General features: G+C 62.4%; 20 protein-coding genes. 8 read left to right on the top strand and 12 right to left on the bottom strand.

What is annotated here, in order from left to right; all coding sequences use genetic code 11:
• Window positions 1–89: 89 nt before the first annotated feature.
• From C0Z16_RS26900 to C0Z16_RS26875, 6 genes are all read right to left on the bottom strand, one after another.
• Window positions 90–1589 (bottom strand): cryptochrome/photolyase family protein, encoded by a 1500-nt coding sequence (locus tag C0Z16_RS26900; RefSeq protein WP_102635103.1) that lies wholly within the window; start codon window positions 1587–1589, stop codon window positions 90–92.
• A gap of 126 nt (window positions 1590–1715) precedes the next feature.
• The gene (locus C0Z16_RS26895) at window positions 1716–2135 is read right to left on the bottom strand and encodes an organic hydroperoxide resistance protein (protein WP_102635102.1); all 420 of its coding nucleotides are present in this window, start codon (window positions 2133–2135) and stop codon (window positions 1716–1718) included.
• Window positions 2136–2309: 174 nt separating this feature from the next.
• The gene (locus C0Z16_RS26890) at window positions 2310–2762 is read right to left on the bottom strand and encodes a MarR family winged helix-turn-helix transcriptional regulator (protein WP_102635101.1); all 453 of its coding nucleotides are present in this window, start codon (window positions 2760–2762) and stop codon (window positions 2310–2312) included.
• Window positions 2763–2950: 188 nt separating this feature from the next.
• Window positions 2951–3760, bottom strand: coding sequence for a BPSS1780 family membrane protein (locus C0Z16_RS26885; RefSeq protein ID WP_102635100.1), 810 nt, complete (start codon window positions 3758–3760; stop codon window positions 2951–2953).
• Window positions 3751–4746, bottom strand: a complete 996-nt coding sequence (locus tag C0Z16_RS26880) for a homoserine kinase (RefSeq protein WP_102635099.1) — start codon at window positions 4744–4746, stop codon at window positions 3751–3753. The genes C0Z16_RS26885 and C0Z16_RS26880 overlap by 10 nt, the downstream gene beginning before the upstream one ends.
• 209 nt (window positions 4747–4955) lie before the next feature.
• Window positions 4956–5351: a hypothetical protein gene (locus tag C0Z16_RS26875; protein ID WP_102635098.1), complete on the bottom strand. Its 396-nt coding sequence runs from the start codon at window positions 5349–5351 to the stop codon at window positions 4956–4958.
• Between the two features lie 200 nt (window positions 5352–5551).
• Between C0Z16_RS26875 and C0Z16_RS26870 the strand changes: the two genes are divergently transcribed.
• Window positions 5552–7078 carry an AMP nucleosidase gene (locus tag C0Z16_RS26870; RefSeq protein ID WP_102635154.1) on the top strand — a complete coding sequence of 509 codons (1527 nt, stop codon included), beginning with the start codon at window positions 5552–5554 and terminating at the stop codon, window positions 7076–7078.
• A 70-nt stretch (window positions 7079–7148) separates the two neighbouring features.
• Here C0Z16_RS26870 and C0Z16_RS26865 read toward each other — a convergent pair whose 3' ends face one another.
• Together C0Z16_RS26865 and C0Z16_RS26860 are read right to left on the bottom strand one after the other, a co-directional pair.
• The gene (locus C0Z16_RS26865) at window positions 7149–7676 is read right to left on the bottom strand and encodes a chromate transporter (protein ID WP_102635097.1); all 528 of its coding nucleotides are present in this window, start codon (window positions 7674–7676) and stop codon (window positions 7149–7151) included.
• A complete protein-coding gene (locus tag C0Z16_RS26860) occupies window positions 7673–8242 on the bottom strand; it encodes a chromate transporter (protein ID WP_102635153.1) in 570 nt (189 codons plus the stop codon). The genes C0Z16_RS26865 and C0Z16_RS26860 overlap by 4 nt, the downstream gene beginning before the upstream one ends.
• Before the next feature lie 97 nt (window positions 8243–8339).
• Here C0Z16_RS26860 and C0Z16_RS26855 point away from each other — a divergent pair, with 97 nt between their 5' ends.
• On the top strand, window positions 8340–9272 hold the full coding sequence (locus tag C0Z16_RS26855) for a transcriptional regulator GcvA (protein WP_102635096.1): 933 nt from the start codon (window positions 8340–8342) through the stop codon (window positions 9270–9272).
• A gap of 36 nt (window positions 9273–9308) precedes the next feature.
• Here the strand turns inward: C0Z16_RS26855 and C0Z16_RS26850 are convergent, their stop codons facing one another.
• Window positions 9309–10052: an LOG family protein gene (locus tag C0Z16_RS26850; RefSeq protein ID WP_102635095.1), complete on the bottom strand. Its 744-nt coding sequence runs from the start codon at window positions 10050–10052 to the stop codon at window positions 9309–9311.
• A gap of 1 nt (window position 10053) precedes the next feature.
• Between C0Z16_RS26850 and polA the strand changes: the two genes are divergently transcribed.
• The 3 genes from polA to C0Z16_RS26835 all read left to right on the top strand — a co-directional run bounded on the left by polA (window position 10054) and on the right by C0Z16_RS26835 (window position 15265).
• Complete coding sequence (polA, locus tag C0Z16_RS26845; protein WP_102635094.1) at window positions 10054–12795, top strand: DNA polymerase I; 2742 nt, start codon at window positions 10054–10056, stop codon at window positions 12793–12795.
• Between the two features lie 154 nt (window positions 12796–12949).
• On the top strand, window positions 12950–14299 hold the full coding sequence (locus tag C0Z16_RS26840) for an NAD(P)/FAD-dependent oxidoreductase (protein WP_102635093.1): 1350 nt from the start codon (window positions 12950–12952) through the stop codon (window positions 14297–14299).
• Window positions 14300–14392: 93 nt separating this feature from the next.
• A complete protein-coding gene (locus tag C0Z16_RS26835; protein ID WP_102635092.1) occupies window positions 14393–15265 on the top strand; it encodes a dienelactone hydrolase family protein in 873 nt (290 codons plus the stop codon).
• A gap of 129 nt (window positions 15266–15394) precedes the next feature.
• Here C0Z16_RS26835 and C0Z16_RS26830 read toward each other — a convergent pair whose 3' ends face one another.
• Together C0Z16_RS26830 and C0Z16_RS26825 are read right to left on the bottom strand one after the other, a co-directional pair.
• Window positions 15395–16264 (bottom strand): sulfurtransferase, encoded by an 870-nt coding sequence (locus C0Z16_RS26830; RefSeq protein WP_102635091.1) that lies wholly within the window; start codon window positions 16262–16264, stop codon window positions 15395–15397.
• Window positions 16265–16443: 179 nt separating this feature from the next.
• On the bottom strand, window positions 16444–17550 hold the full coding sequence (locus C0Z16_RS26825) for an aromatic ring-hydroxylating oxygenase subunit alpha (RefSeq protein ID WP_102635090.1): 1107 nt from the start codon (window positions 17548–17550) through the stop codon (window positions 16444–16446).
• 287 nt (window positions 17551–17837) lie between these two features.
• On the opposite strand from C0Z16_RS26825, the gene C0Z16_RS26820 reads away from it, so the two are divergent.
• The 3 genes from C0Z16_RS26820 to dxs all read left to right on the top strand — a co-directional run bounded on the left by C0Z16_RS26820 (window position 17838) and on the right by dxs (window position 21017).
• A complete protein-coding gene (locus C0Z16_RS26820; RefSeq protein WP_102635089.1) occupies window positions 17838–18146 on the top strand; it encodes an exodeoxyribonuclease VII small subunit in 309 nt (102 codons plus the stop codon).
• On the top strand, window positions 18143–19024 hold the full coding sequence (locus C0Z16_RS26815; protein ID WP_102635088.1) for a polyprenyl synthetase family protein: 882 nt from the start codon (window positions 18143–18145) through the stop codon (window positions 19022–19024). Before C0Z16_RS26820 ends, C0Z16_RS26815 begins: the two co-directional genes overlap by 4 nt.
• Before the next feature lie 85 nt (window positions 19025–19109).
• On the top strand, window positions 19110–21017 hold the full coding sequence (gene dxs, locus C0Z16_RS26810; RefSeq protein ID WP_102635087.1) for a 1-deoxy-D-xylulose-5-phosphate synthase: 1908 nt from the start codon (window positions 19110–19112) through the stop codon (window positions 21015–21017).
• On the opposite strand, the gene C0Z16_RS39385 is transcribed toward dxs, so the two are convergent.
• Complete coding sequence (locus tag C0Z16_RS39385) at window positions 21001–21132, bottom strand: hypothetical protein (protein WP_279635081.1); 132 nt, start codon at window positions 21130–21132, stop codon at window positions 21001–21003. The genes dxs and C0Z16_RS39385 overlap by 17 nt on opposite strands.
• Between the last annotated feature and the right edge of the window lie 42 nt (window positions 21133–21174).

Raw genomic sequence — 21174 nt, 5'->3', positions numbered from 1 at the left:
CGAAGCGCCTAAGCTCGCGTCCCCGAATAGTAGTCAAGCCACAAACAGCCGTCCCCTGGCTGCGTCATGAAACCAATGTGAGCGTATGCTCACTTGCCAAAACGGGCCAGCGTCCGCGCCCGGGCTTGCGCATGGTCGACGATCGGCGCCGGGTAGTCTCGACCCAGCACCACGCCGAATTCCGCTAGCCGTTCCACGCCTGCCAACCACGGCGCGTGAATCCATCTGACCGGCAGCTTCGCGAGCTGCGGCAGATAGCGTTTGATGAATCGCCCCTCGGCATCGAATTTTTCCGACTGCGTGACCGGATTGAAGATCCGGAAATACGGCTGCGCATCGCATCCCGTCGACGCCGCCCACTGCCAGCCGCCGTTATTCGCCGCAAAGTCGAAGTCGTTGAGCTGATTCGCGAAATAGCGCTCGCCGAGTCGCCAGTCGACGCCGAGATCCTTCACGAGAAAACTCGCTGTCACCATCCGCAGACGGTTATGCATGTAGCCGGTGCGGTTAAGCTGCAACATCGCGGCGTCGATCAGCGGATAGCCCGTGCGGCCTTCGCACCATGCGGCGAACGCCTCGTCCGCTTCGGGGCCTTGCTCCCAGCGCAATTGGTCGTACTCCTCCTTGAACGACGCGCCGCTCGCCAGCCTCGGGTGATGCGAGAGGATCATGAAGTAGAAATCTCGCCAGATGAGTTCCGATAGCCACGTGGCCGACCCACTTCCGTCCGGTTGTAGCGACATCTCATGGGCGAACCGTGCCAGCGTGCGAATCGAGATGGTGCCGAAGCGCAGATGCACCGACAGATAGCTCGGGCCTTTGGCCGCCGGAAAATCGCGCCGCTCGGCGTAGCGGTCAATGCGCGTCACGAAGTCGTCGAGCAGATGTTGCGCGCCGCTCATACCCGTGGGCAAGTCCAGTTCCGCAAGATTGCCGGGCGCGAAGCCGAGTTGATGAACCGTCGGCAACTGCCGGTCGAGCTTTGGCGGCAGCGCGGCCAAATGGCTCATGTAACTTTCGACTGAATACGGTTCGAGATCGAAGCTCGTCAATTGCTTGAGCCACGCGTTCTTGTACGGCGTGAACACCGTGAATGGCTTGTTCTGGCCAGTCAACAGTTCCGCGCGCTCGAAAATCACCTGATCCTTGAACGTCAGCCACTGGCGTCCCGCTTCGGCGAGACGCTCGCGCACCGTCTCGTCGCGTTCCATAGCGGCGGGCTCGTAGTCATGATTCGCAAATACCACATCCACTCGAAGCTCGTTGGCGAGCTTCGGTACGAGAGCCGCCGGATCGCCGTACAGCACAATGAGGCCGCCACCGTGAGCGCGCAGCGCGTCATCGAGTTCGCGCAACGACGCAAGAATGAACTCGATGCGGCGATCTTGCGCTTGCGTGCCCGGATGGCGCACCTGCCACTTGTCGATCAGCGGCTGCAGGATCGTCGTGTCGAACACGAACACGCACCAGACGCGCTCACAATGTTTGAGCGCGTAGTACAGCGCGGCGTTGTCGGTGCTGCGCAGGTCGCGGCGGAGCCAGACCAGACCGGTATCGAAGGTGTCGTTCAGTCGTCGGGCGCGTGTCATCGGAATGTGGTGCGGCAAATGGCTGCGCGCCCGCCCTCGGCTTCGAGGGGCGGGCGCGGATCAGGCGGAGCGCAAGTGTCGCGCCGCTTCGACGGGAGCTGTTGAGCGGCTCGCCGACGTCGCAGCTTACGCGACTTGCAAACGAACCGCGACGTTGTTGCGCGTGGCGTTCGAGTACGGACAAACCTGGTGAGCCGCGTCGACCAGTTGCTTGGCCGCATCCGCATCGAGGCCCGGCAACGAGATGCGCAGATCGATGTCCAATGCGAAACCGCCGTTGTCGTTCGGGCCGATGCCGACTTCAGCGGTGACTTGCGTATCGGCGGGCAATGTCTGCTTGCTCTGGCCGGCGACGAACTTCATCGCGCTTAGAAAACACGCCGAATAGCCGGCGGCGAACAACTGCTCCGGGTTCGTGCCGGCTGCGCCGTTGCCGCCGAGTTCGCGCGGCGCCGCGAGCTTAACGTCCAACGCATTATCCGACGACACTGCACGGCCGTCGCGGCCACCGGTGCTCGTTGCGCTCGCTTTGTAAAGGATGTTCATTGTGCTGCTCCTTGATCCGGTTTATGAAGGTCTGCATGTTTGCCGCTTTCGCTTGCCCGCCGTTCCGACACAGTGTTCTCGAAGCGGCATGCGATAAAGATAGTACACAAATCATTTGTGTGCAAATGAAATTTTGCATCGCGCCGATAGCGGGCGTTTTACCGCTAGCGCTGCCTAATGGTCCATGTAGTCGTTGAGCGTGGTACGCAGACGCGTCAGATCGTCGCGCAAACGCAGCAGGAATTCTGGCGTCTGTTGCGTCGCGCAGAAGATCTCAGCGGGCACTTCGCGCGCCTGGCGCTTGAGCGCGGCACCAGCCTTCGTGAGCCGAATGTAGACGAGACGCTCGTCCTCGACTCCGCGTATCCGCTCGACGAGACCCTGCGTCTCGAGTCGCTTGAGCAACGGCGTGACCGTCGCGGAATCCAGGTTGAGGCGTGTGGCCATGTCCTTGACTGTGACGTCGTCGCTCTCCCACAGCACAAGCATCGCCAGATACTGCGGATACGTGAGACCAAGTTTGTCGAGAAGCGGCTTGTACGCCTTGGTCATCGCCAGTGAAGTCGAGTAGAGGGCGAAGCACAGTTGCTCGTCGAGCGTGAAGGGCAAAGTGGGGCGCTGAGTCATCGTGCATCTCGTATCAAAAGGAGTGCGCGCAAATGGATCGCACGCAAACCATTGTGCCGCAAATCGGCGGACGTTGACGAGTGCGGGGAGTAAGAGGATTCGCGAGGCGGGCGCCGCAACGAAGGCGGCGTGCGCGCGGGCGACAGAAAAGCGCCCGCGCCTCTGTACGGCTGTTTAAGGCGCGGTCGTCAGGCCGCCGGTGTGGTCGGCAGGTCCGGCGTCTCGGGCGTTTGCACGCCGTAACAGCCGCGATACGTCGCGTAGAACGAGCAATAGAGCATGGTTGTGACGATCATCGTAGCGGGCATCAGGACGGCGAATGCGAACTCTCCGGCGCCGAGCGCCTGCATCAACGCGGACAAGCCGAGCGACACCGTCATTGCCACGGCAAACCACAGCGCGCCGAACACGATGAACGCCCCGCGATTGCGCCAGCAACTCACCAGGCTGAAGAACATCGCCTTGATCGGCGGCACGTCATGCCACGCCGCGAGAATGGGCGAGAACCAGAAAAGCATCGCCACCGGAATATAGAACGCGAACGCCGTCACCACGGCCAGCGGCATATTGCTGTTGGCCACTGCCTCGGGATCCATGGCCGCGCCCGCGCCGAGCATCACCTTCAGCAACATGCCGCCGTCAGCGAGCGCCGAACCGGCCAGCACCACAGCCATTGCGATGACGTAGAACACGCCGAGCACGATCAGTCGCCTGGCAACCACCGGCCCATAGGAACGAAACCCATCCACGAGGATGGTGGGAAACACCGGCTTTCCGGCAATCGTATTGCGGCATGCGGCCATGAAGCCGACGGCGACGCCCGGAATGAACGCCAGCGGCAACACACTGCCGACTAGCGGGATTTGCGCCACCAGCGTCATCACCAACAGATAGGTGAAGAACAGCGTCAGGAATGCGAGCGGATTCTTGCGGAACAGCCAGATACCTTGCCGGAACCATACATAGCCGGTTTTCGCGGGGACTTCGATCAGTTGCATGAGGTATGAATGCCTGGAAGTGCGACGCCGGACAGGCGTTCGCGCAGAATGCGCTCGAAATGGCCGGGGTCGTGCGGTTTGAGCAGTTCGGCCGCGCGCGGCAGATGAAAATCATACAGGCGCGAGACCCAGAAACGGTATGCGCCGGCGCGCAGCATGTCGCCCCAATGGCGATTTTCTTCGACGGTGAACGGGCGCACGGTCTGATACGCGCGCAGCATGGCCTCGGTGCGCGCCGGATCGAGCTTGCCGGTGGCGAGGTCGACGCACCAGTCGTTGACGGTCACCGCGACGTCGAACAGCCACTTGTCGCAGCCGGCAAAATAAAAGTCGAAGAAGCCGCCGAGGCGCACTTCGTGGCCCGTCTCGGGCGCGGCGTGCGCAAACATGGCGTTGTCGCGAAACAGATCGGCGTGGCACGGACCCTCGGGCAGCGCGGCGTAGTCCGCCGACGCAAAAAACGCCTCCTGATGCGCGAGTTCCGACGACAGCAGTTCGCGTTGCTCGCCTTCGAGAAACGGCAGGATGGTCGGCACCGTTTCCTTCCACCACGGCAAGCTGCGCAGGTTCGGTTGATAGCCGGTGTAATCGCGTCCCGCCAGATGCATGCGCGCCAGCATCTGCCCGACTTCGATGCAGTGTTCGACGCCAGGCGCCAACTCCGGCTTCCCTTCGAGTTTCGTGACGATGGCCGCGGGTTTGCCGTGCAGCATGCCGAATAGCGCGCCGTCCTCGCGCGGCATCGGGTCCGGCACCGGCACACGGTGCGCCGCAAGATGCCGCATCAGATCGAGATAGAAAGGCAGTTGTCGAGCGGTCAGCTTTTCGAAAATCGTGAGGACGTATTCGCCGCGCGTCGTCGTCAGAAAAAAGTTGCTGTTTTCGATGCCGGACGTAATGCCGCGAAACTCGACGACTTCGCCGAGATCGTAATGGCGCATCCAGTCTGCTAGTTGGGATTCAGTGACAGCGGTGAAGACAGCCATGCGGGAAACGTCAGGTCAGGTTGGTCGGGCTGGCGCGATGCGGCCAGCGGGATACGTGCGGTGGTGAAAGCAGTGTGGAACGCGCGTTCAGGCAGGCCCGAAAGAGCCGCGGGATTCAGGGCAACACCGGCGGGATTCACGTCAACAGCAACGGCGACGCACGTCGGCGCAGGTGCGTTGATGGGGCGGCGCCGGCGCCCCGTTGCGCATCAATAACTGAGATTCACCGACGGCAAACGCGTGCTCGCGCGGCCGTTGTCGCGCACCGTAGGCGATGTGTCGAGCGGCGCACTCATGTGGTAGCGCGTGCCCAGGTTCGAATGCACGTTGATTTCAACAGGCTTGCCTTTGTCGCGGTATTCGGTGATTTCGGTGCCGTTGGCGCTGCGTTCGTAAAAACTCGGCGTGCGCGGGACGTTGATTTCGACCTTCGAGCTGACCTGGGCAGCCGGCCGATTGATCTTCTCCAGGTCGGGCAGGCCGGCGCGTTCGTTGGCGGACTGCGGTGCGCCAGCGGGCGGAGTGTCGTCGACAGGTTGGGCAGCCATCGCGGCGTTGCCAAAGGCAAGGGCCAGTGCAACGGCGACGGGAAGGAGCGGCTTCATGGTGATTCTCCGAAATGGTGCCCCGATTCTAGCAAATCCGGCTTGTGCCACGGGCGCGATCGCCTTATTTTGCGCCGCTTTCGCGCGACGCGCCCGCAATCTTGCGAGCGCTGTGGGGGCAGGTAGGGCGCGCGCCGCGAGGTCATTTGGCGATCACCGGTTCCGTGGTAATGTCGTCTCATCAATCGAGGCGAATGAAGATGAACAACGATACCAATCAACGCGCGGTGCAGACTCCCGCCAACAGCTTCCCGACCGAATCCTTCGACGATGCTGCCGAGGCCGTCACGCGCCTCTCGGCGATTTACGAAGCGAACACCTCGTTCCTGCGCGACGCCTTCGCGCGCTATCGCCGCAACGAACTGTTTGAGCGCCGCGTGCGCGCCTGCTATCCGTTCGTGCGCGTCTGCACGGAAGTCAATACACATATCGACTCGCGCCGTTCCTACGGTTTCGTCGCCGGGCCTGGCGTGTTCGAGACGACCGTGACGCGGCCTGATCTGTTCGGCAACTACTATCGCGAGCAATTGCGTCTGCTGGCGAAGAACCATCATGTGAAGATCGAAGTCGGGGTATCGAATCAGCCGATTCCAATTCATTTTGCGTTTGCCGAGGGCATTCATCTTGAAGGCGATCTGGACCGCGAGCGCCTGTTCCTGATGCGCGATGTGTTCGACACGCCTGATCTTGCATTGCTCGACGACCGCATCGTCAACGGCACATACGAGCCGCTGCCGGGCGAGCCGTATCCGCTCGCGCTTTTTACGGCGGCGCGGGTCGATTTTTCGCTGCATCGGCTGAAGCATTACACGGCAACGTCGCCCACGCATTGCCAGAACTACGTGCTGTACACGAACTACCAGTTCTATATCGACGAGTTCGTCAAACTCGGCCGCACGATGATGGCCCATACCGACGACGAGGAACTGCGCGCGTATCGCACAGAATACACGTCGTTCGTTGAACCGGGCGACGTGGTTACGTACAACGAGAATCTCGGCGAGCAGGCGCAGGAAGGCACCGCGCCGCCGCGTCTGCCGCAGATGCCCGCGTATCACTTGAAGCGCGCGGACGGCAGCGGCATCACGATGATCAACATTGGCGTCGGGCCTTCGAACGCGAAGACCATCACCGATCACATCGCCGTGCTGCGTCCGCATGCATGGATCATGCTGGGCCACTGCGCGGGGCTGCGCAATACGCAGCGCCTCGGCGACTACGTGCTCGCGCACGGCTATGTGCGCGAGGACCACGTGCTGGACGCTGACTTGCCGTTGTGGGTGCCGATTCCGGCGCTCGCCGAAGTGCAGGTCGCGCTGGAGCGCGCGGTCGCGCAAGTCACGCAACTGGACGGCGTCGAATTGAAGCGCGTGATGCGCACGGGCACCGTCGCGAGCGTGGACAACCGCAACTGGGAATTGCGCGATCATCGCGAGCCGGTGCAGCGGCTGTCGCAAAGCCGTGCGATCGCGCTCGACATGGAAAGCGCGACCATCGCCGCGAACGGTTTCCGTTTCCGCGTGCCTTACGGCACGTTGCTGTGCGTATCCGATAAACCGTTGCACGGCGAACTGAAGCTGCCTGGCATGGCCGACCAGTTCTATCGCGCGCAGGTCGACCAGCATCTGCAGATCGGCGTGAAAGCCATGGAACTGTTGCGCATGAACGGGCTGCATCGTTTGCACAGCCGCAAACTGCGCAGTTTCGCGGAAGTCGCGTTTCAGTAAGCGGGGCGTTTTGGCGCGCGGTTTTTGCGGCGCTCGCGCGAGCCAGGCGCGTTCAAATGTAAGGCCGCGGCTATTGCCCGAAGCCGGTCAGCCCGATCAGGCTGCCGGCGGCCAGCAGCCATAGCGGATGAATGCGCGTCTTGAGTGCAAGCGCCGCGGTGAAGGCGGTGATCGCCCACGCAATCGCCGTAGAGTCCGACGCTTCTGCAATCAGCGCCGCGCTCGCCGCGACGATGCCGGCCGTCACCGGCACCAGTCCCAATTGCGCGTAACGCCGCCACGGACGGTCCTTGAACCGATCCCACGCGTGCAGCGCGAGTATCGTCACGATCGACGACGGCCCGAACTTCGCGATCGAGCTTACCAACATGCCCGGCCAACCGGCCACATGCCATCCGACCAACGTCACGATCATCAGATTCGGTCCCGGCGCGGCCTGTGCGAGCGCGAACAACGCGCTGAATTCGCTGGCCGGCATCCAGTGATGCACCTCGACCACCTGACGCTGCATCTCCGGAAGGATGGTGTTGCCGCCGCCGAATGCGAGCAACGAAAGCTGACTGAAAATGATGGCGAGAGAAACGAGCGTGTCGTTCATTGTGCGTTCCTCGATGCGATGTAAATGCTGAGCGGCGTCAGCACGAGCATGGTGGGTAACAGCGGCAGCCGCATGATCGCGATGGCAACGAAGCCGAGCGCGGCGATGAGCGCGGCCAACGGTTTATTGCGCAATGGCAGCAGGATTTTCACGGCCATCGAGACCAATAGACCCGCCGCGGCCGCAGCAAGACCGGCAAACAGATGGCGCACATGCGGGTCGTCCTGCGTGTGCTCATACAACACGCCAAGACCGATCACCACGAGCGACGGCCCGGCAATCAGTCCAAGCAATCCGGCGAGAGCGCCCGGAATGCCGCGAAAACGCATGCCGACGGCCACCGACAAATTGATCACATTGCCGCCTGGCAAGAATTGGCACAGCCCCAGCAGATCGGTGAAATCTTCGGCGCTCAGCCAGCGGCGCTGGTCGACCAAAGCGCGGCGCGCGAGTGGCAAGGCGCCGCCGAATGAGATGAGGCCGAGGCCGAGAAAACCGCCGAAGATTTCCCGCAACGTGGGCCTGGGCCCGCTGGCGGAGTCGAACGAGGTGAGATCGTGGTCCATGTCTTTTGGCTTCCAGTTCAAGCTCAGGAGGTTAGCGCCGAACCATCGCGGGGCAAAACGATTTTTACGCGCGCCTTTGTGACTTACAATCACAAGCATGGCTCGTAATCTCCCTCCCTTTCCCGCGCTGCGCGCCTTTGAAGCAGCGGCGCGGCACGAAAGCTTCACCGCGGCGGCAAACGAACTCCATGTGACGCACGGTGCAATCAGCCGGCAAGTCGCGGCGTTCGAATCGTGGCTCGGCGTGCAGGTGTTCCAGCGTCACGGCAAGCGGGTGCGTCTCACGGTCGACGGCCGCCGCTATTTGTCCACCGTGCAAGCCGCGTTCGACAGCATCGCGCACGCCACCGATCAACTGCGCGATACCGGCGTCGTGCATGTTCTGCGCGTGAATGCGCTGCCCACGTTCGCGATGAAGTGGCTGCTACCGCGCCTGCATCAATTCCAGCGCAAGGTGCCGAACGTCGAGTTGCGGCTCGCGACGTCGAACGCGCCAGTCGAAACATTGGATAGCTTCGACGTGGCAGTGCGACGCGGTCCCGCGCATTGGTCGAACTGCGTAAGTGGCCAGTTTCTTGGCGAGAGCGAGATTCCAGTATGCAGTCCCGCATTGCTGCAGCGCTCGCCGATCAAGGCCGCCGACGACCTCGCGCGGCACGTGCTGCTGCACTCAGACACGCGGCCTGACGCGTGGGGCAACTGGTTATCGGCCGCGGGCGTGACGGCGAAGTGCCGGAAGAAGCAATCGTTCGATCACTTCTATCTGGCCTTGCAGGCCGCGGTGGATGGACTCGGCGTGGCGCTCGGTCCATTGCCGCTACTAGCCGATGAACTCGCGTCCGGCCGGCTCGTGATGCCGCTGGCGGGGCCGCGCATCGACGCGCGCGGGTATTGGTGGGTTGCGAGGCGGGAGGTTGCGCATGCGCCGCTCGTGGCGCAGTTCTGCGAATGGTTGCAAGCGCAAGGTGATCAAACGGATGAGGCGAAAACGCAAGCGGGCAGCACTGAGGCTGCCCGCTTGAGTGGATGAGTGAGTGATTTCGCGCGCGAGCGCGAGGCTCACGCGTTACAGATAGAACATTCGGTCTTCTTCGGCCTTGGTGGGCTGCGGCTCTGCGCCTTCGCGATCTTCGTAGAACTTCAGCACCGCTTCGAGCACCTGGTCCGGGTCGTCGATCACCTGCATCAGGTCGATGTCGGTCGGATTGATGAGGCCCATGGGCGTCAGCGAGTTCTTGAACCACGCAAGCAGGCCTTCCCAGAACTCCGCGCCCACCAGAATGATCGGCACGTGGCGCGACTTCTTGGTCTGAATAAGCGTGAGCACTTCCGCGAGTTCGTCAAGCGTGCCGAAGCCGCCGGGCATCACGATCACCGCATCCGAATTCTTCACGAACGTGACCTTGCGCGTGAAGAAGTGACGAAAGCGCAGCGAGATATCTTGCCACTGATTACCCGATTGCTCATGCGGCAGCTCGATGTTCAACCCGACTGAAGGCGCCTTGCCTGCATGAGCGCCTTTGTTCGCGGCTTCCATGATGCCTGGGCCGCCGCCGGAGATCACGGCGAAGCCTGCGTCCGAGAGCTTTCGCGCAATTTGCGTGGCCAGTTTGTAGTACGGCGAATTGGGTTTCAGGCGCGCTGAACCATAGATGCTGACAGCCGGACGAATCTCCGAGAGGTACTCGGTCGCCTCGATAAACTCTGCCATAATCGTGAACATCTGCCACGATGCGCGGGCCTTTTTTGCCGTTGCGCGCTCTTGATCTGCGAGTGATCGCAGACTCGGAATCACTTTTCTCTTAGTCATAATGCCTGAAGAACGAAGCCTTGAAGGTAAGACCCTGCTATTGGTCGACGGTTCGAGTTATCTGTACCGGGCCTACCATGCGATGCCTGATCTGCGCGGGCCCGATGGTGGCCCCACGGGTGCGCTCTACGGGATGATCAACATGCTGCGGCGCATGCGCAAGGAAGTCACAGCAGAGTATAGCGCGTGCGTGTTCGACGCCAAGGGCAAAACGTTTCGCGACGACTGGTATCCCGACTATAAGGCGAATCGTCCATCCATGCCGGACGATCTCTCGCGGCAGATCGAGCCGATTCATGTGGCCGTGCGTGCGCTCGGCTGGCCGCTTCTGATGATCGACGGCGTGGAAGCCGACGACGTAATCGGCACGCTCAGCACCGAAGCGGAAAAGCGCGGCATGAACGTGATCGTGTCGACTGGGGACAAGGATCTGGCGCAGCTCGTGTCGGATCATGTCACCCTCATCAATACGATGACCAACGAGAAACTCGACCGCGCCGGCGTGCTTGCGAAGTTCGGCGTGCCGCCGGAGCGCATCGTCGACTACCTGTCGTTGATCGGCGATACCGTGGACAACGTGCCTGGCGTCGAGAAATGCGGGCCGAAAACCGCGCTCAAATGGCTCGCGCAATATGAGTCGCTGGATGGCATCGTTGCACATGCAGAGGAAATTAAAGGTGCGGTAGGAGACAATCTGCGACGTGCGCTCGATTTCCTGCCGATGGCGCGCAAGCTCGTCACGGTCGAACGCAATTGCGATTTGACCGAGCACATCGCGTCGATCGAGGACAACCTGCAGAGCCGGCAGGAATCGCGCGAGGAACTGCGCGACGTGTTCACGCGCCACGGCTTCAAGACCTGGCTGCGCGAAGTCGAAATTGCCGATGCGGTGGAAGGCCCGGAAACCGACGTGCCGCCGGCGCTCACCATCGATCACGAACGTCACTATGAAACCGTGCAGACGTGGGAGCAACTCGACGCGTGGCTGCAAAAAATCAACGCGGCAGAGCTGACTTCGTTCGACACCGAAACCACGTCGCTCGATCCCATGACCGCGCAGATCGTGGGTCTGTCGTTGTCGGTCGAGGCGGCCCATGCCGCTTATGTCCCGGTTGCGCATCGCGGCCCGGACTCGCCCGCGCAATTGCCGCGCGACGAAGTGCTGGCCAGGCTCAAGCCGTGGCTCGAAAGCGCGGAGCACAAGAAAGTCGGTCAGCATCTGAAGTACGACGAGCAGGTGCTGGCTAATTACGGCATCGACATGCGCGGCGTCGAACATGACACGCTGCTGCAATCGTACGTGCTCGAATCGCATCGTCCGCACGACATGGACAACCTCGCGTTGCGCCATCTGGGCATCAGGACGATCAAGTATGAAGACGTTGCGGGCAAGGGCGCGCAACAAATCGGTTTCGACGAAGTCGCGCTGGACAAAGCCGCCGAATACGCGGCGGAAGACGCCGACATCACGTTGCGTCTGCATCGGGCGCTGTATCCGCAACTTGCCGCGGAGAAGACGCTCGATCATGTCTATCGCGACATTGAAGTGCCCACGTCGCGCGTATTGCGCAAGATGGAGCGTTCGGGCGTATTGATCGACGCGGAAAAACTGCGTCAGCAAAGCAGCGAAATCGCCGCGCGCCTAATCGAGTTGGAGAGTCAGGCATACGTGCTCGCTGGCGGCGAATTCAATCTCGGCTCGCCGAAGCAGATCGGTCAGATCTTCTTTGAGAGACTGGAGCTGCCGGTCGTCAAGAAGACGCCGAGCGGCGCGCCTTCCACCGACGAAGAAGTGCTGCAAAAGCTTGCCGAAGATTATCCGCTGCCGAAAATCCTGCTGGAACACCGCGGTTTGTCGAAGCTGAAATCGACATATACCGACAAGCTGCCGCGCATGGTCAACGCCACGACGGGCCGCGTGCACACGAATTACGCGCAGGCCGTCGCGGTCACGGGGCGACTTGCGTCGAACGATCCGAACTTGCAGAACATTCCCGTGCGCACCGGCGAAGGCCGTCGCATTCGCGAGGCATTCATTGCGCCGCCGGGGCACAAGCTCGTCTCCGCGGATTACTCGCAGATCGAGTTGCGCATCATGGCGCACATTTCCGGCGACGAATCGCTGCTGCGCGCGTTCTCGCAAGGCGAAGACATTCACCGTGCGACCGCCGCGGAAATTTTTAGCGTGACGCCGCTCGAAGTGTCGAACGATCAGCGGCGCGTGGCCAAGGTCATTAACTTCGGCCTGATCTATGGCATGAGCTCGTTCGGCCTCGCATCCAATCTGGGCATTACGCGCGATGCCGCGAAGCTGTATATAGACCGCTATTTCGCACGTTATCCGGGCGTCGCTCGCTATATGGACGAAACGCGTTTGAGCGCGAAGGCCAAGGGTTATGTGGAAACCGTGTTCGGCCGCCGCCTGTGGCTGCCCGAGATCAACGGCGGCAACGGTCCGCGCCGCCAGGCCGCCGAGCGCGCGGCAATCAATGCGCCAATGCAAGGCACGGCTGCCGACCTGATCAAGCTGTCGATGATCGCCGTGCAGAAGTGGATTGAACAATCCAGGATCGGCACGCGCATGATCATGCAGGTGCACGACGAACTGATTCTCGAAGTGCCGGACGAAGAACTGTCCGACGTGCGCAAGCGCCTGCCCGAGTTGATGTGCGGTGTCGCCGCGCTGAAAGTCCCGCTGGTCGCCGAAGTGGGCGCCGGGCTCAACTGGGAAGAAGCGCATTGACGAGCGTGTGACGGCGCGCGATATCGTCGTGTGCATGTCACACATGCGTATTGGCGGCTTGTGACAACCCGTGCCGCTCACGGACAATCGGTAAGACGCGTGCCCCTGGCGCGCGATCACGACGCACAACCCATCGGCAAACACGGAGAGTTCAATGCATCGTTTTATCGTCGTTGGCGGAGGCGCGGGGGGGCTGGAGCTGGCAACTCGCTTGGGCGATCGCTACGCGGCCCACAAGAATAAAGGCGGTGCGCGGGCGCAAGTGACGCTCGTCGACCGCAATCCGACGCATATCTGGAAGCCGCTGCTGCATGAAGTGGCGGCCGGCAGTATGGACCCTTTCACGCAGGAACTCGAGTACGCAGCGCAAGCGCGCTGGCATGGCTTCGAGTTTCAGCAGGGCGAGCTGACCGGTCTCGACCGCGCGAACAAGCGTCTGACATTGGGTACCGTTCTCGACGACGACGGCGCCGAACTGCTGCCCGAGCGCCAGCTCGAATACGACACGCTGATCATTGCGATCGGCAGCACGACGGCATTCTTCGGCGTGAAAGGCGCGTCGGAATTTTCCCTCGCACTCGACACGGTCAGCCAGGCCGAGCGCTTTCGCAAGCGGCTTATCGCGGCTTGCATGCGGGCCGAGCATCAGGTGCATGAGCCGGTCGAATCGGGACTGGGCACGTCGCCTTCTTCAGAGCCGCGGATTCAGGTGGCGATTGTCGGCGGCGGCGCGACCGGCGTCGAACTCTCGGCCGAGTTGCGCAATACGGCGCAGGTGTTGTCCGCGTATGGCTTGCACAAGCTCGACCCGCGGCACGACGTGGGCATCGTGCTGATCGAAGCGGGGCCGCGCATCTTGCCGGCTTTACAGGAGCGCGTGTCGACGGCCACCGCTGAGTTGCTTACCAAGCTCGGCGTCAAGCTGATGACGAGCGAAACCGTGGCCGAAGTCGCACCGGGCATCATCCGCACGGCGAGCGGTAAAACAGTGCGCGCGGATCTGACCGTGTGGGCTGCGGGCATCAAGGCGCCCGCCATTTTGAGCCAGCTCGACGGCCTGCCGGTCAACCGGCTCGGTCAGCTCAACGTGCGCCGCACGCTGCAAACCGAAATCGACAACGACATCTTTGCGCTCGGCGATTGTGCTGCTTGCCCGTGGCCAGGCAACGAGAGGAACGTGCCGCCGCGTGCACAAGCCGCGCATCAGCAGGCGAGTTTTCTGCTGAAGGCGCTGGCGGCGCGGCTCGAGAACAGGCCGCTGCCAGAGTTCACGTATCGCGACTTTGGCTCTCTGGTGTCGCTTGGGCACTTCAGCGCGGTCGGCAATCTGATGGGCGGCGTGATCGGCGGCAATATGCTGATCGAAGGCCTGTTTGCGCGCTTCATGTACATGTCGCTGTACCGGCTGCATATCGCCGCGCTACACGGCTATGCGCGGATGGTGCTCGATACCTTCGCGCACTGGCTGCGGCGCACCACCTTGCCGCGCGTCAAGCTGCACTGAGGGCAGGGCGCGCTAGAGGTCGCACGCTGCATCTGCAACAGGACACGCGCGAGGCGTATCCTGTTGCCTCCAACGTTCACCGAGGAGCGCCGCATGCTGAACCCCGATGTCGACAGTCTGGTCCCGCACGTTCCCTTCAATCGACGCACGTTCATCAAGGCCGCGCTCGGCACCGGTTTTGCGGCTGCCGTGTTGCCGGTGTCGGCACAAACCATCCATACCGATAGCGAGGGCCTCGAAGCCGGTGAGATTGCCGTGCGCTCGGGCGGCACGCTCGTGCCGGCGTACCGCGCGCAGCCGAAGGGCAAGACGCATTTGCCGGTGATCATCGTGATTCATGAGGCGTTCGGCGTGCATGAGCATATCGCCGATGTTTGCCGGCGCTTTGCGAAGCTCGGCTATCTGGCCATCGCGCCGGATCTGTTTGTCCGCGAAGGCGATCCGATGGCGCTCCCGACCATCCAGCAAATCAGCCAGCAGATTCTGAGCAAGGTGCCGGACGACCAGGCGCTGGGCGATCTCGACGCCGCCGTTGCGTGGGCCGGTGAGCATGGCGGCGATCTGAACCGGCTCGGCGTGACCGGTTTCTGTTGGGGCGGCCGCATCGCGTGGCTGTATGACGAACACAATCCGCGGCTGAAGGCGGCGGTCGCGTGGTATGGGCGCGTTGCCGGCGACCGCACGGCGACGACGCCCGCGAATCCGCTCGACCGCGTCGGCGATCTTCATGCGCCGGTGCTCGGCCTCTATGGCTTGCAGGATCAAAGCATTCCGCAGGACTCGCTCGAGCAGATGAAGCGGGCGATCGCGCAAGGGCCGCAAGTGGCGCGCGGTTCGCAATTCGTCGTGTATGACGATGCGGGCCATGCGTTTTTTGCGGACTACCGGCCGAGCTACAAGAAGGCCGATGCCGAAGACGGCTGGCGTCGGGCGCTAGCCTGGTTCAGGCAGCATGGGGTGGCTTGAGGTTTTGAGCTTGTGGTTTGACGCCCTTCCGACTAGCGTCGCTCGCTGCACGAAAACATGAAAAAGGCCGTTGCCGCTTATGCGCGGCAACGGCCTTTTGCTTTGCTATCCGCGCGTTGTACCGAGGATCTAAGGATTCGGCCCGGTCGCGACCGGCCGCTTCGGATCCGAACTCCACTCGCTCCACGATCCCGCGTAGAGCGCCGCGCCGTGCAAACCGGCGACTTCCATCGCCAGTGCATTGACGCATGCCGTCACACCCGAGCCGCATTGCAGGACGACATGTTCCGGCGGCGTACCGCCCAGCAGCGCATGGAACTCGTCGCGCAGCGTGTGGGCCGACTTGAAGCGGCCGTCGGCGGTGAGATTGTCCTTGAAGAAGCGATTGAGCGCGCCGGGAATATGACCGCCCACGGCATCCAGCGTCTCGTTCTCGCCGCGATACCGATCGGCCGCGCGCGCGTCGACCACCACGCGCTCCTTCGAGCCGAGATTGCGCTCGAGCATCTGCGCGTCGACGGTGACGGAAAGCGGCGCCCCTGCTTTGAAGTCGCCCGTGTTCTGCGGTGGCGCGTCTTGCGTCAACGGCTGGCCGGCGGCTTCCCACGCCTGCAGTCCGCCGTCGAGCAGCGCGACCGCGTCGTGACCGAGCCAGCGCAGCAGCCACCAGGCGCGCGCGGCGTACATGCCGCCTTGCGCGTCATAAGCGACAACTTGCTGACCTTGCTTCAGCCCGCGCGATTCCAGCGTTTCAACCAGACGCGCGCGATCCGGCAACGGATGACGCCCGTTGGCGCCGTTCTTCGGCCCAGAGAGATCGCGCTCGAGATGCAGATAATGCGCACCGGGCAGATGTCCGGCGAGATAGGCTTTTTCGCCGGCTTCGGGGTCGGCCAGATCAAAGCGGCAGTCGATGACAAACACGCTGCCCGGCGCATCGGCGAGCCGTTCCGCGAGATTCGTCGCGGAGATCAAAGTGGTGTAGTGAGTGTGGGGCATGACGTTTCCTCGATGCGGGCAATGACGGTTCCCTGCCGGCGGCCTCGTGACGCGACCGGATGGCCGGGCTACATTGCTAGTCTAAACAAAAAAGACGGGCCGAAGCCCGTCTTTCCACGCATTGATGCTGCTCGCGCAAGAACCGGATAAAGCGCCGTTAGGCGTGAGAGACCGTCAAGTCAGATCGTGCCCAGCTCACGTCGCAGAAACTCGTGGAAGTGCTGCATGCCGTCTTCCATCGGGCTTTGATACGGACCGACCTGCGACTCACCGCGTTCCATCAGCGCGCGGCGGCCGGCGTCCATGCGCTCGGCAATCTCGTCGTCTTCGCGGGCCGTTTCCATATAGGCGGCGCGCTCGGCTTCGACGAACTCGCGCTCGAACAACGCGATTTCCTCAGGGTAATAGAACTCCACGACATTGGTGGTTTTCTGCGGACCGCGCGGAATGAGCCAGGACACGACCAGCACGTGCGGATACCACTCGATCATGATGCCCGGGTAGTACACCATCCAGATCGCGCCGAATTCCGGGGGATTACCGCCGCGAAAACGCAGCACTTCGTCGTGCCATTTGCGGTACGTCGGGCTACCCGGCTGCTCAAGATCCTTGTGCACGCCGACCGTTTGCACGCTATACCACTCGCCGAATTCCCACGTGAGATCGTCGCAATTGACAAAGCTGCCGAGGCCCGGATGGAACGGCGCGACGTGGTAGTCCTCCAGATAGACCTCGATGAAGGTCTTCCAGTTGTAGTTGCACTCGTGCACTTCGACGTGATCGAACATGAAGCCCGAGAAGTCGAAGTGTTGGCGGGTACCGAGGCTAGCCAGATCGCGCGCGACGTTGCGGCCTTGTGCTTCGAACAGCAGCCCTTGCCAGTTTTGCAGCGGCGTTGCACCGAGATTCAGGCAGGGGTTGTCCGCGAAATGCGGAGCGCCGAGAAGCTGGCCGTTCAGATCGTACGTCCAGCGATGCAGCGGACAGACGATATTCTCCGCGTGGCCGCGGCCGTTGAGCATGATGGCCTGCCGGTGACGGCACACGTTCGACAGCAGTTCGACTTGCGACTGCTGGTTACGAACGAGCACGCGCCCCTCGCTTTCGCTGGGCAAGGCAAAATAATTCCCCACCTCGGGCACCATGAGATCGTGCCCGACGTAACGGGGACCTTTCCTGAAAAGGGTTTCGATTTCGCGCGTTAGAAGCGCTTCGTCAAAGTAAGCCGTGACTGGCAGTTGGCTGTGAACAGACCGCAACTGCAATGCATTGCTCAGATTGGACATTCCCACTCCCGATGAAGACGTGAAAGCAGTGAACAACCCAACCATCGAAGATTCGATTTAGGGAGCCCGAGATTATACCTGTTTCCCCCTCCTTGGGACAGTTAAGTCACTGATTTGGGTCAAAAATGTTGGGAAAGTTCGGTGTTTTCGACGCAGACCAATAGATTTTTTTCTGCGAGACTGGCAGGGCGGCTAGTGGCAGACGGGCGGCCTGAAGGTGGGCTGGCAAATCGGATTTGTCGCTTTTGCCGTAGAATGTCCGACTTGTTTTAATTTTGCGACTATTCATGGCAAAGACCGCGTCGAACGATACCGCTGCGGCGCCGGCCGAAGGCGTCGACACCACGCCGCTGCCCGAGAATTACGAGGCGGCACAGGCTGAGCTGGAAGGGCTGGTTGCGCGCATGGAAAGCGGCAATCTCAGCCTCGAAGAGTCGCTTTCCGCCTATCGGCGCGGCGCGGCTCTGGTGGCGTTTTGCCAGCAGCAGCTCGAGAAGGTGGAGCAGCAGGTGCGCGTGCTCGACGGTGAGACGCTCAAGCCGTTGCCCGTGAATACAGCAGGAACAGCCGCTACTGAAAGCGGGGACGACCTATGACATTCGAACAATGGATGCGCTCGGTGCTCGAGCGCGTCGAAGCGGCACTCGAACATTATCTGCCGACGGAAACGACTGAGCCCGCGAAGCTGCATGAGGCGATGCGCTATGCGGTGCTGGGCGGCGGCAAGCGGGTTCGCCCGCTGCTGTGCCATGCGGCCGGCGAATTGACCGGGGCGCGCCCTGAGTGCCTCGATGCGGCAGCGGCGGCGCTCGAGATGATCCACGTGTATTCGCTCGTCCATGACGACATGCCGTGCATGGACGACGACGCGCTGCGTCGCGGCAAGCCCACCGTCCACGTCAAGTATGACGAAGCCACGGCGCTGCTGGTTGGCGACGCGTTGCAATCGCAGGCGTTCGTCGCGTTGACCTCAGAGATTCTGGCACCCGTGCAGCAAGCCGCGCTGGTCCGTGAACTGGCTTTCGCGAGCGGTTCGCTCGGCATGTGCGGCGGTCAGGCGATCGACTTGGCGAGCGTCGGTCATACGCTCACGCGCGTGCAGCTCGAAACCATGCACCGCATGAAGACCGGTGCGCTGCTGCGCGCCGCGGTGCGCATGGGCGCGCTGGCGGGCGTTGCGCCGGACGCGGATGCAATGCGTTCGCTCGACGCCTATGCGGCCGCCGTCGGCCTCGCGTTTCAGGTCGTCGACGATATCCTCGACGTCACGACCGATTCCGCGACGCTCGGCAAGACAGCAGGCAAAGACGCGAAGGACGGCAAGCCGACCTACGTGTCGATTATTGGGCTCGACGCGTCGCGTTCGCTCGCAGCGCAGTTGCGTAGCGACGCGCACGCCGCGCTGGCGCCGTTCGGCGCGCGCGCGCAGCGTCTTGCCGAATTGGCCGATCTGGTGGTGAACCGGGTCAGCTGAACGCGAAAGCCCGCCGCCGCGCACCTTTGTCCCCGGGTGCTTGTATGAAGTGCGGGCGCGTAAGTTTTCCTACAATGGAACGACGATGTACGACTTGCTGAAAACCATCGACGACCCGGCAGCTCTGCGCCGCCTTGATCGCCGCCAATTGCAACCGCTTGCCGACGAGTTGCGCGCTTTCGTGCTCGACAGCGTATCGCAGACGGGCGGCCATCTTTCGTCCAACCTCGGCACGGTCGAGTTGACCATTGCTCTGCATTATGTGTTCGACACACCGCATGACCGGATCGTCTGGGATGTCGGCCATCAGACGTATCCGCACAAGATCCTGACGGGCCGCCGCGACAAGATGCACACGCTGCGCCAGTTGGGCGGCATCTCAGGCTTCCCGAAACGCGACGAGTCGGAATACGACACCTTCGGCACCGCGCACTCGAGCACCTCGATTTCGGCCGCGCTCGGCATGGCGGTCGCGAGCAAGCTGCAGGGCGACAACCGCATGGGCATCGCCGTGATCGGCGACGGCGCGATGACGGCGGGCATGGCCTTCGAGGCAATGAACAACGCCGGCGTGGAAGACGACGTGCCGCTGCTCGTCATCCTCAACGACAACGACATGTCGATTTCGCCGCCGGTCGGCGCGCTGAATCGCCATCTTGCGCGCCTGATGTCCGGCCGCTTCTACGCCGCCGCACGCGCGGGCGTCGAACGCGTGCTGCGGGTCGCGCCGCCGATGCTCGATCTCGCCCGCAAGCTCGAAGAACACGCGAAGGGCATGATCGTGCCGGCTACGCTGTTCGAGGAATTCGGTTTCAACTATATCGGCCCGATCGATGGTCACGACCTGGACTCGCTGATCCCCACGCTGCAAAACATCAAGGAGCTGCGCGGTCCGCAATTCCTGCACGTGGTGACGAAGAAAGGTCAGGGCTACAAGCTCGCCGAAGCGGACCCGGTGCTGTATCACGGCCCGGGCAAGTTCAATCCGGCTGAAGGCATCAAGCCGGCCGCAACGCCGTCGAAGAAAACCTACACGCAGGTATTCGGCGAGTGGCTGTGCGACGCCGCGGAACTTGACGCGCGCGTGATCGGCATTACGCCGGCCATGCGCGAAGGCTCGGGTATGGTCGAGTTCGAAAAGCGTTTCCCGGACCGTTATTTCGACGTGGGTATCGCCGAGCAACACGCGGTCACGTTCGCCGGCGGCCTCGCAACGGGGGGCCTGAAGCCGGTCGTCGCGATCTACTCGACGTTCCTGCAACGCGCTTACGATCAACTGATCCACGACGTCGCGCTGCAGAATTTGCCGGTGGTGTTCGCCATCGACCGCGCAGGTCTGGTCGGCGCGGACGGTGCGACGCACGCTGGCGCTTACGACCTCGCGTTCATGCGCTGCATCCCGAACATGATGGTGATGGCCGCGTCGGACGAAAACGAATGCCGCCAGATGCTGTACACGGCGTTGCAGCAGTCGTGCCCGACGGCCGTGCGTTATCCGCGCGGCGCCGGCACGGGTGTCGCGACCGTCAAGCAGATGGCTGCGCTCCCGGTCGGCAAGGGTGAAGTGCGTCGCGAAACGTCGCAGCCGGCTGGCAAGCGCATCGCGATCCTGGCCTTCGGCACGATGGTCGCGCCGTCTCTCGCGGCGGCCGAACAGCTCGACGCCACCGTGGCGAACATGCGCTTCGTGAAGCCGCTCGACGCCGACCTCGTGCGTCAACTGGCGGAAACGCACGACGCCATCGTCACGGTCGAAGAAGGCTGCGTGATGGGCGGCGCTGGCTCAGCATGCGTCGAAGCCCTGCTCGAGAGTGGGGTTATGCGGCCCGTACTACAATTGGGCCTCCCTGACCGCTTCATCGATCACGGAGATCCGGCCAAGCTGCTCTCCGCATGCGGCCTGGACGCCGTGGGCATCGCGAAGTCGATTCGCGAGCGCTTTTTGTCGAGCGGCGCGGTTGGCGGGCAGTCGTCGGTCAAGCGCGTCGCGTAAGTACGTCGATAAGCACGCCGACAAGCAGCTCGACAAGCAGCTCGACAAGCAGCTCGACAAGCAGCTCGACAAGCGAGACGCCAGGCGTCAGGCCACCGGATGCTATGGTGGCCATAGGAATCTCCAACTTGTATCGATGGGCCCCCTAGGCCCATCA

It is taken from the genome of Paraburkholderia rhynchosiae, assembly GCF_002879865.1.
Classification (GTDB): Bacteria; Pseudomonadota; Gammaproteobacteria; order Burkholderiales; family Burkholderiaceae; genus Paraburkholderia; species Paraburkholderia rhynchosiae.
The sequence above is the reverse complement of the archived record's forward strand: the minus strand, read 5'-3'. Positions and strand labels throughout refer to the sequence as shown.

Coding starts and splice junctions, on each gene's coding strand:
- dxs (WP_102635087.1), top strand. CDS start 19,110: ATGTACGACTTGCTGAAAACCATCGACGACCCGGCAGCTCTGCGCCGC.
- C0Z16_RS39385 (WP_279635081.1), bottom strand. CDS start 21,132: ATGGCCACCATAGCATCCGGTGGCCTGACGCCTGGCGTCTCGCTTGTC.
- C0Z16_RS26825 (WP_102635090.1), bottom strand. CDS start 17,550: ATGTCCAATCTGAGCAATGCATTGCAGTTGCGGTCTGTTCACAGCCAA.
- C0Z16_RS26835 (WP_102635092.1), top strand. CDS start 14,393: ATGCTGAACCCCGATGTCGACAGTCTGGTCCCGCACGTTCCCTTCAAT.
- C0Z16_RS26890 (WP_102635101.1), bottom strand. CDS start 2,762: ATGACTCAGCGCCCCACTTTGCCCTTCACGCTCGACGAGCAACTGTGC.
- C0Z16_RS26885 (WP_102635100.1), bottom strand. CDS start 3,760: ATGCAACTGATCGAAGTCCCCGCGAAAACCGGCTATGTATGGTTCCGG.
- C0Z16_RS26820 (WP_102635089.1), top strand. CDS start 17,838: ATGGCAAAGACCGCGTCGAACGATACCGCTGCGGCGCCGGCCGAAGGC.
- C0Z16_RS26865 (WP_102635097.1), bottom strand. CDS start 7,676: ATGAACGACACGCTCGTTTCTCTCGCCATCATTTTCAGTCAGCTTTCG.
- C0Z16_RS26855 (WP_102635096.1), top strand. CDS start 8,340: ATGGCTCGTAATCTCCCTCCCTTTCCCGCGCTGCGCGCCTTTGAAGCA.
- C0Z16_RS26830 (WP_102635091.1), bottom strand. CDS start 16,264: ATGCCCCACACTCACTACACCACTTTGATCTCCGCGACGAATCTCGCG.
- C0Z16_RS26880 (WP_102635099.1), bottom strand. CDS start 4,746: ATGGCTGTCTTCACCGCTGTCACTGAATCCCAACTAGCAGACTGGATG.
- C0Z16_RS26895 (WP_102635102.1), bottom strand. CDS start 2,135: ATGAACATCCTTTACAAAGCGAGCGCAACGAGCACCGGTGGCCGCGAC.
- C0Z16_RS26840 (WP_102635093.1), top strand. CDS start 12,950: ATGCATCGTTTTATCGTCGTTGGCGGAGGCGCGGGGGGGCTGGAGCTG.
- C0Z16_RS26900 (WP_102635103.1), bottom strand. CDS start 1,589: ATGACACGCGCCCGACGACTGAACGACACCTTCGATACCGGTCTGGTC.
- C0Z16_RS26870 (WP_102635154.1), top strand. CDS start 5,552: ATGAACAACGATACCAATCAACGCGCGGTGCAGACTCCCGCCAACAGC.
- C0Z16_RS26850 (WP_102635095.1), bottom strand. CDS start 10,052: ATGACTAAGAGAAAAGTGATTCCGAGTCTGCGATCACTCGCAGATCAA.
- C0Z16_RS26875 (WP_102635098.1), bottom strand. CDS start 5,351: ATGAAGCCGCTCCTTCCCGTCGCCGTTGCACTGGCCCTTGCCTTTGGC.
- C0Z16_RS26860 (WP_102635153.1), bottom strand. CDS start 8,242: ATGGACCACGATCTCACCTCGTTCGACTCCGCCAGCGGGCCCAGGCCC.
- C0Z16_RS26815 (WP_102635088.1), top strand. CDS start 18,143: ATGACATTCGAACAATGGATGCGCTCGGTGCTCGAGCGCGTCGAAGCG.
- polA (WP_102635094.1), top strand. CDS start 10,054: ATGCCTGAAGAACGAAGCCTTGAAGGTAAGACCCTGCTATTGGTCGAC.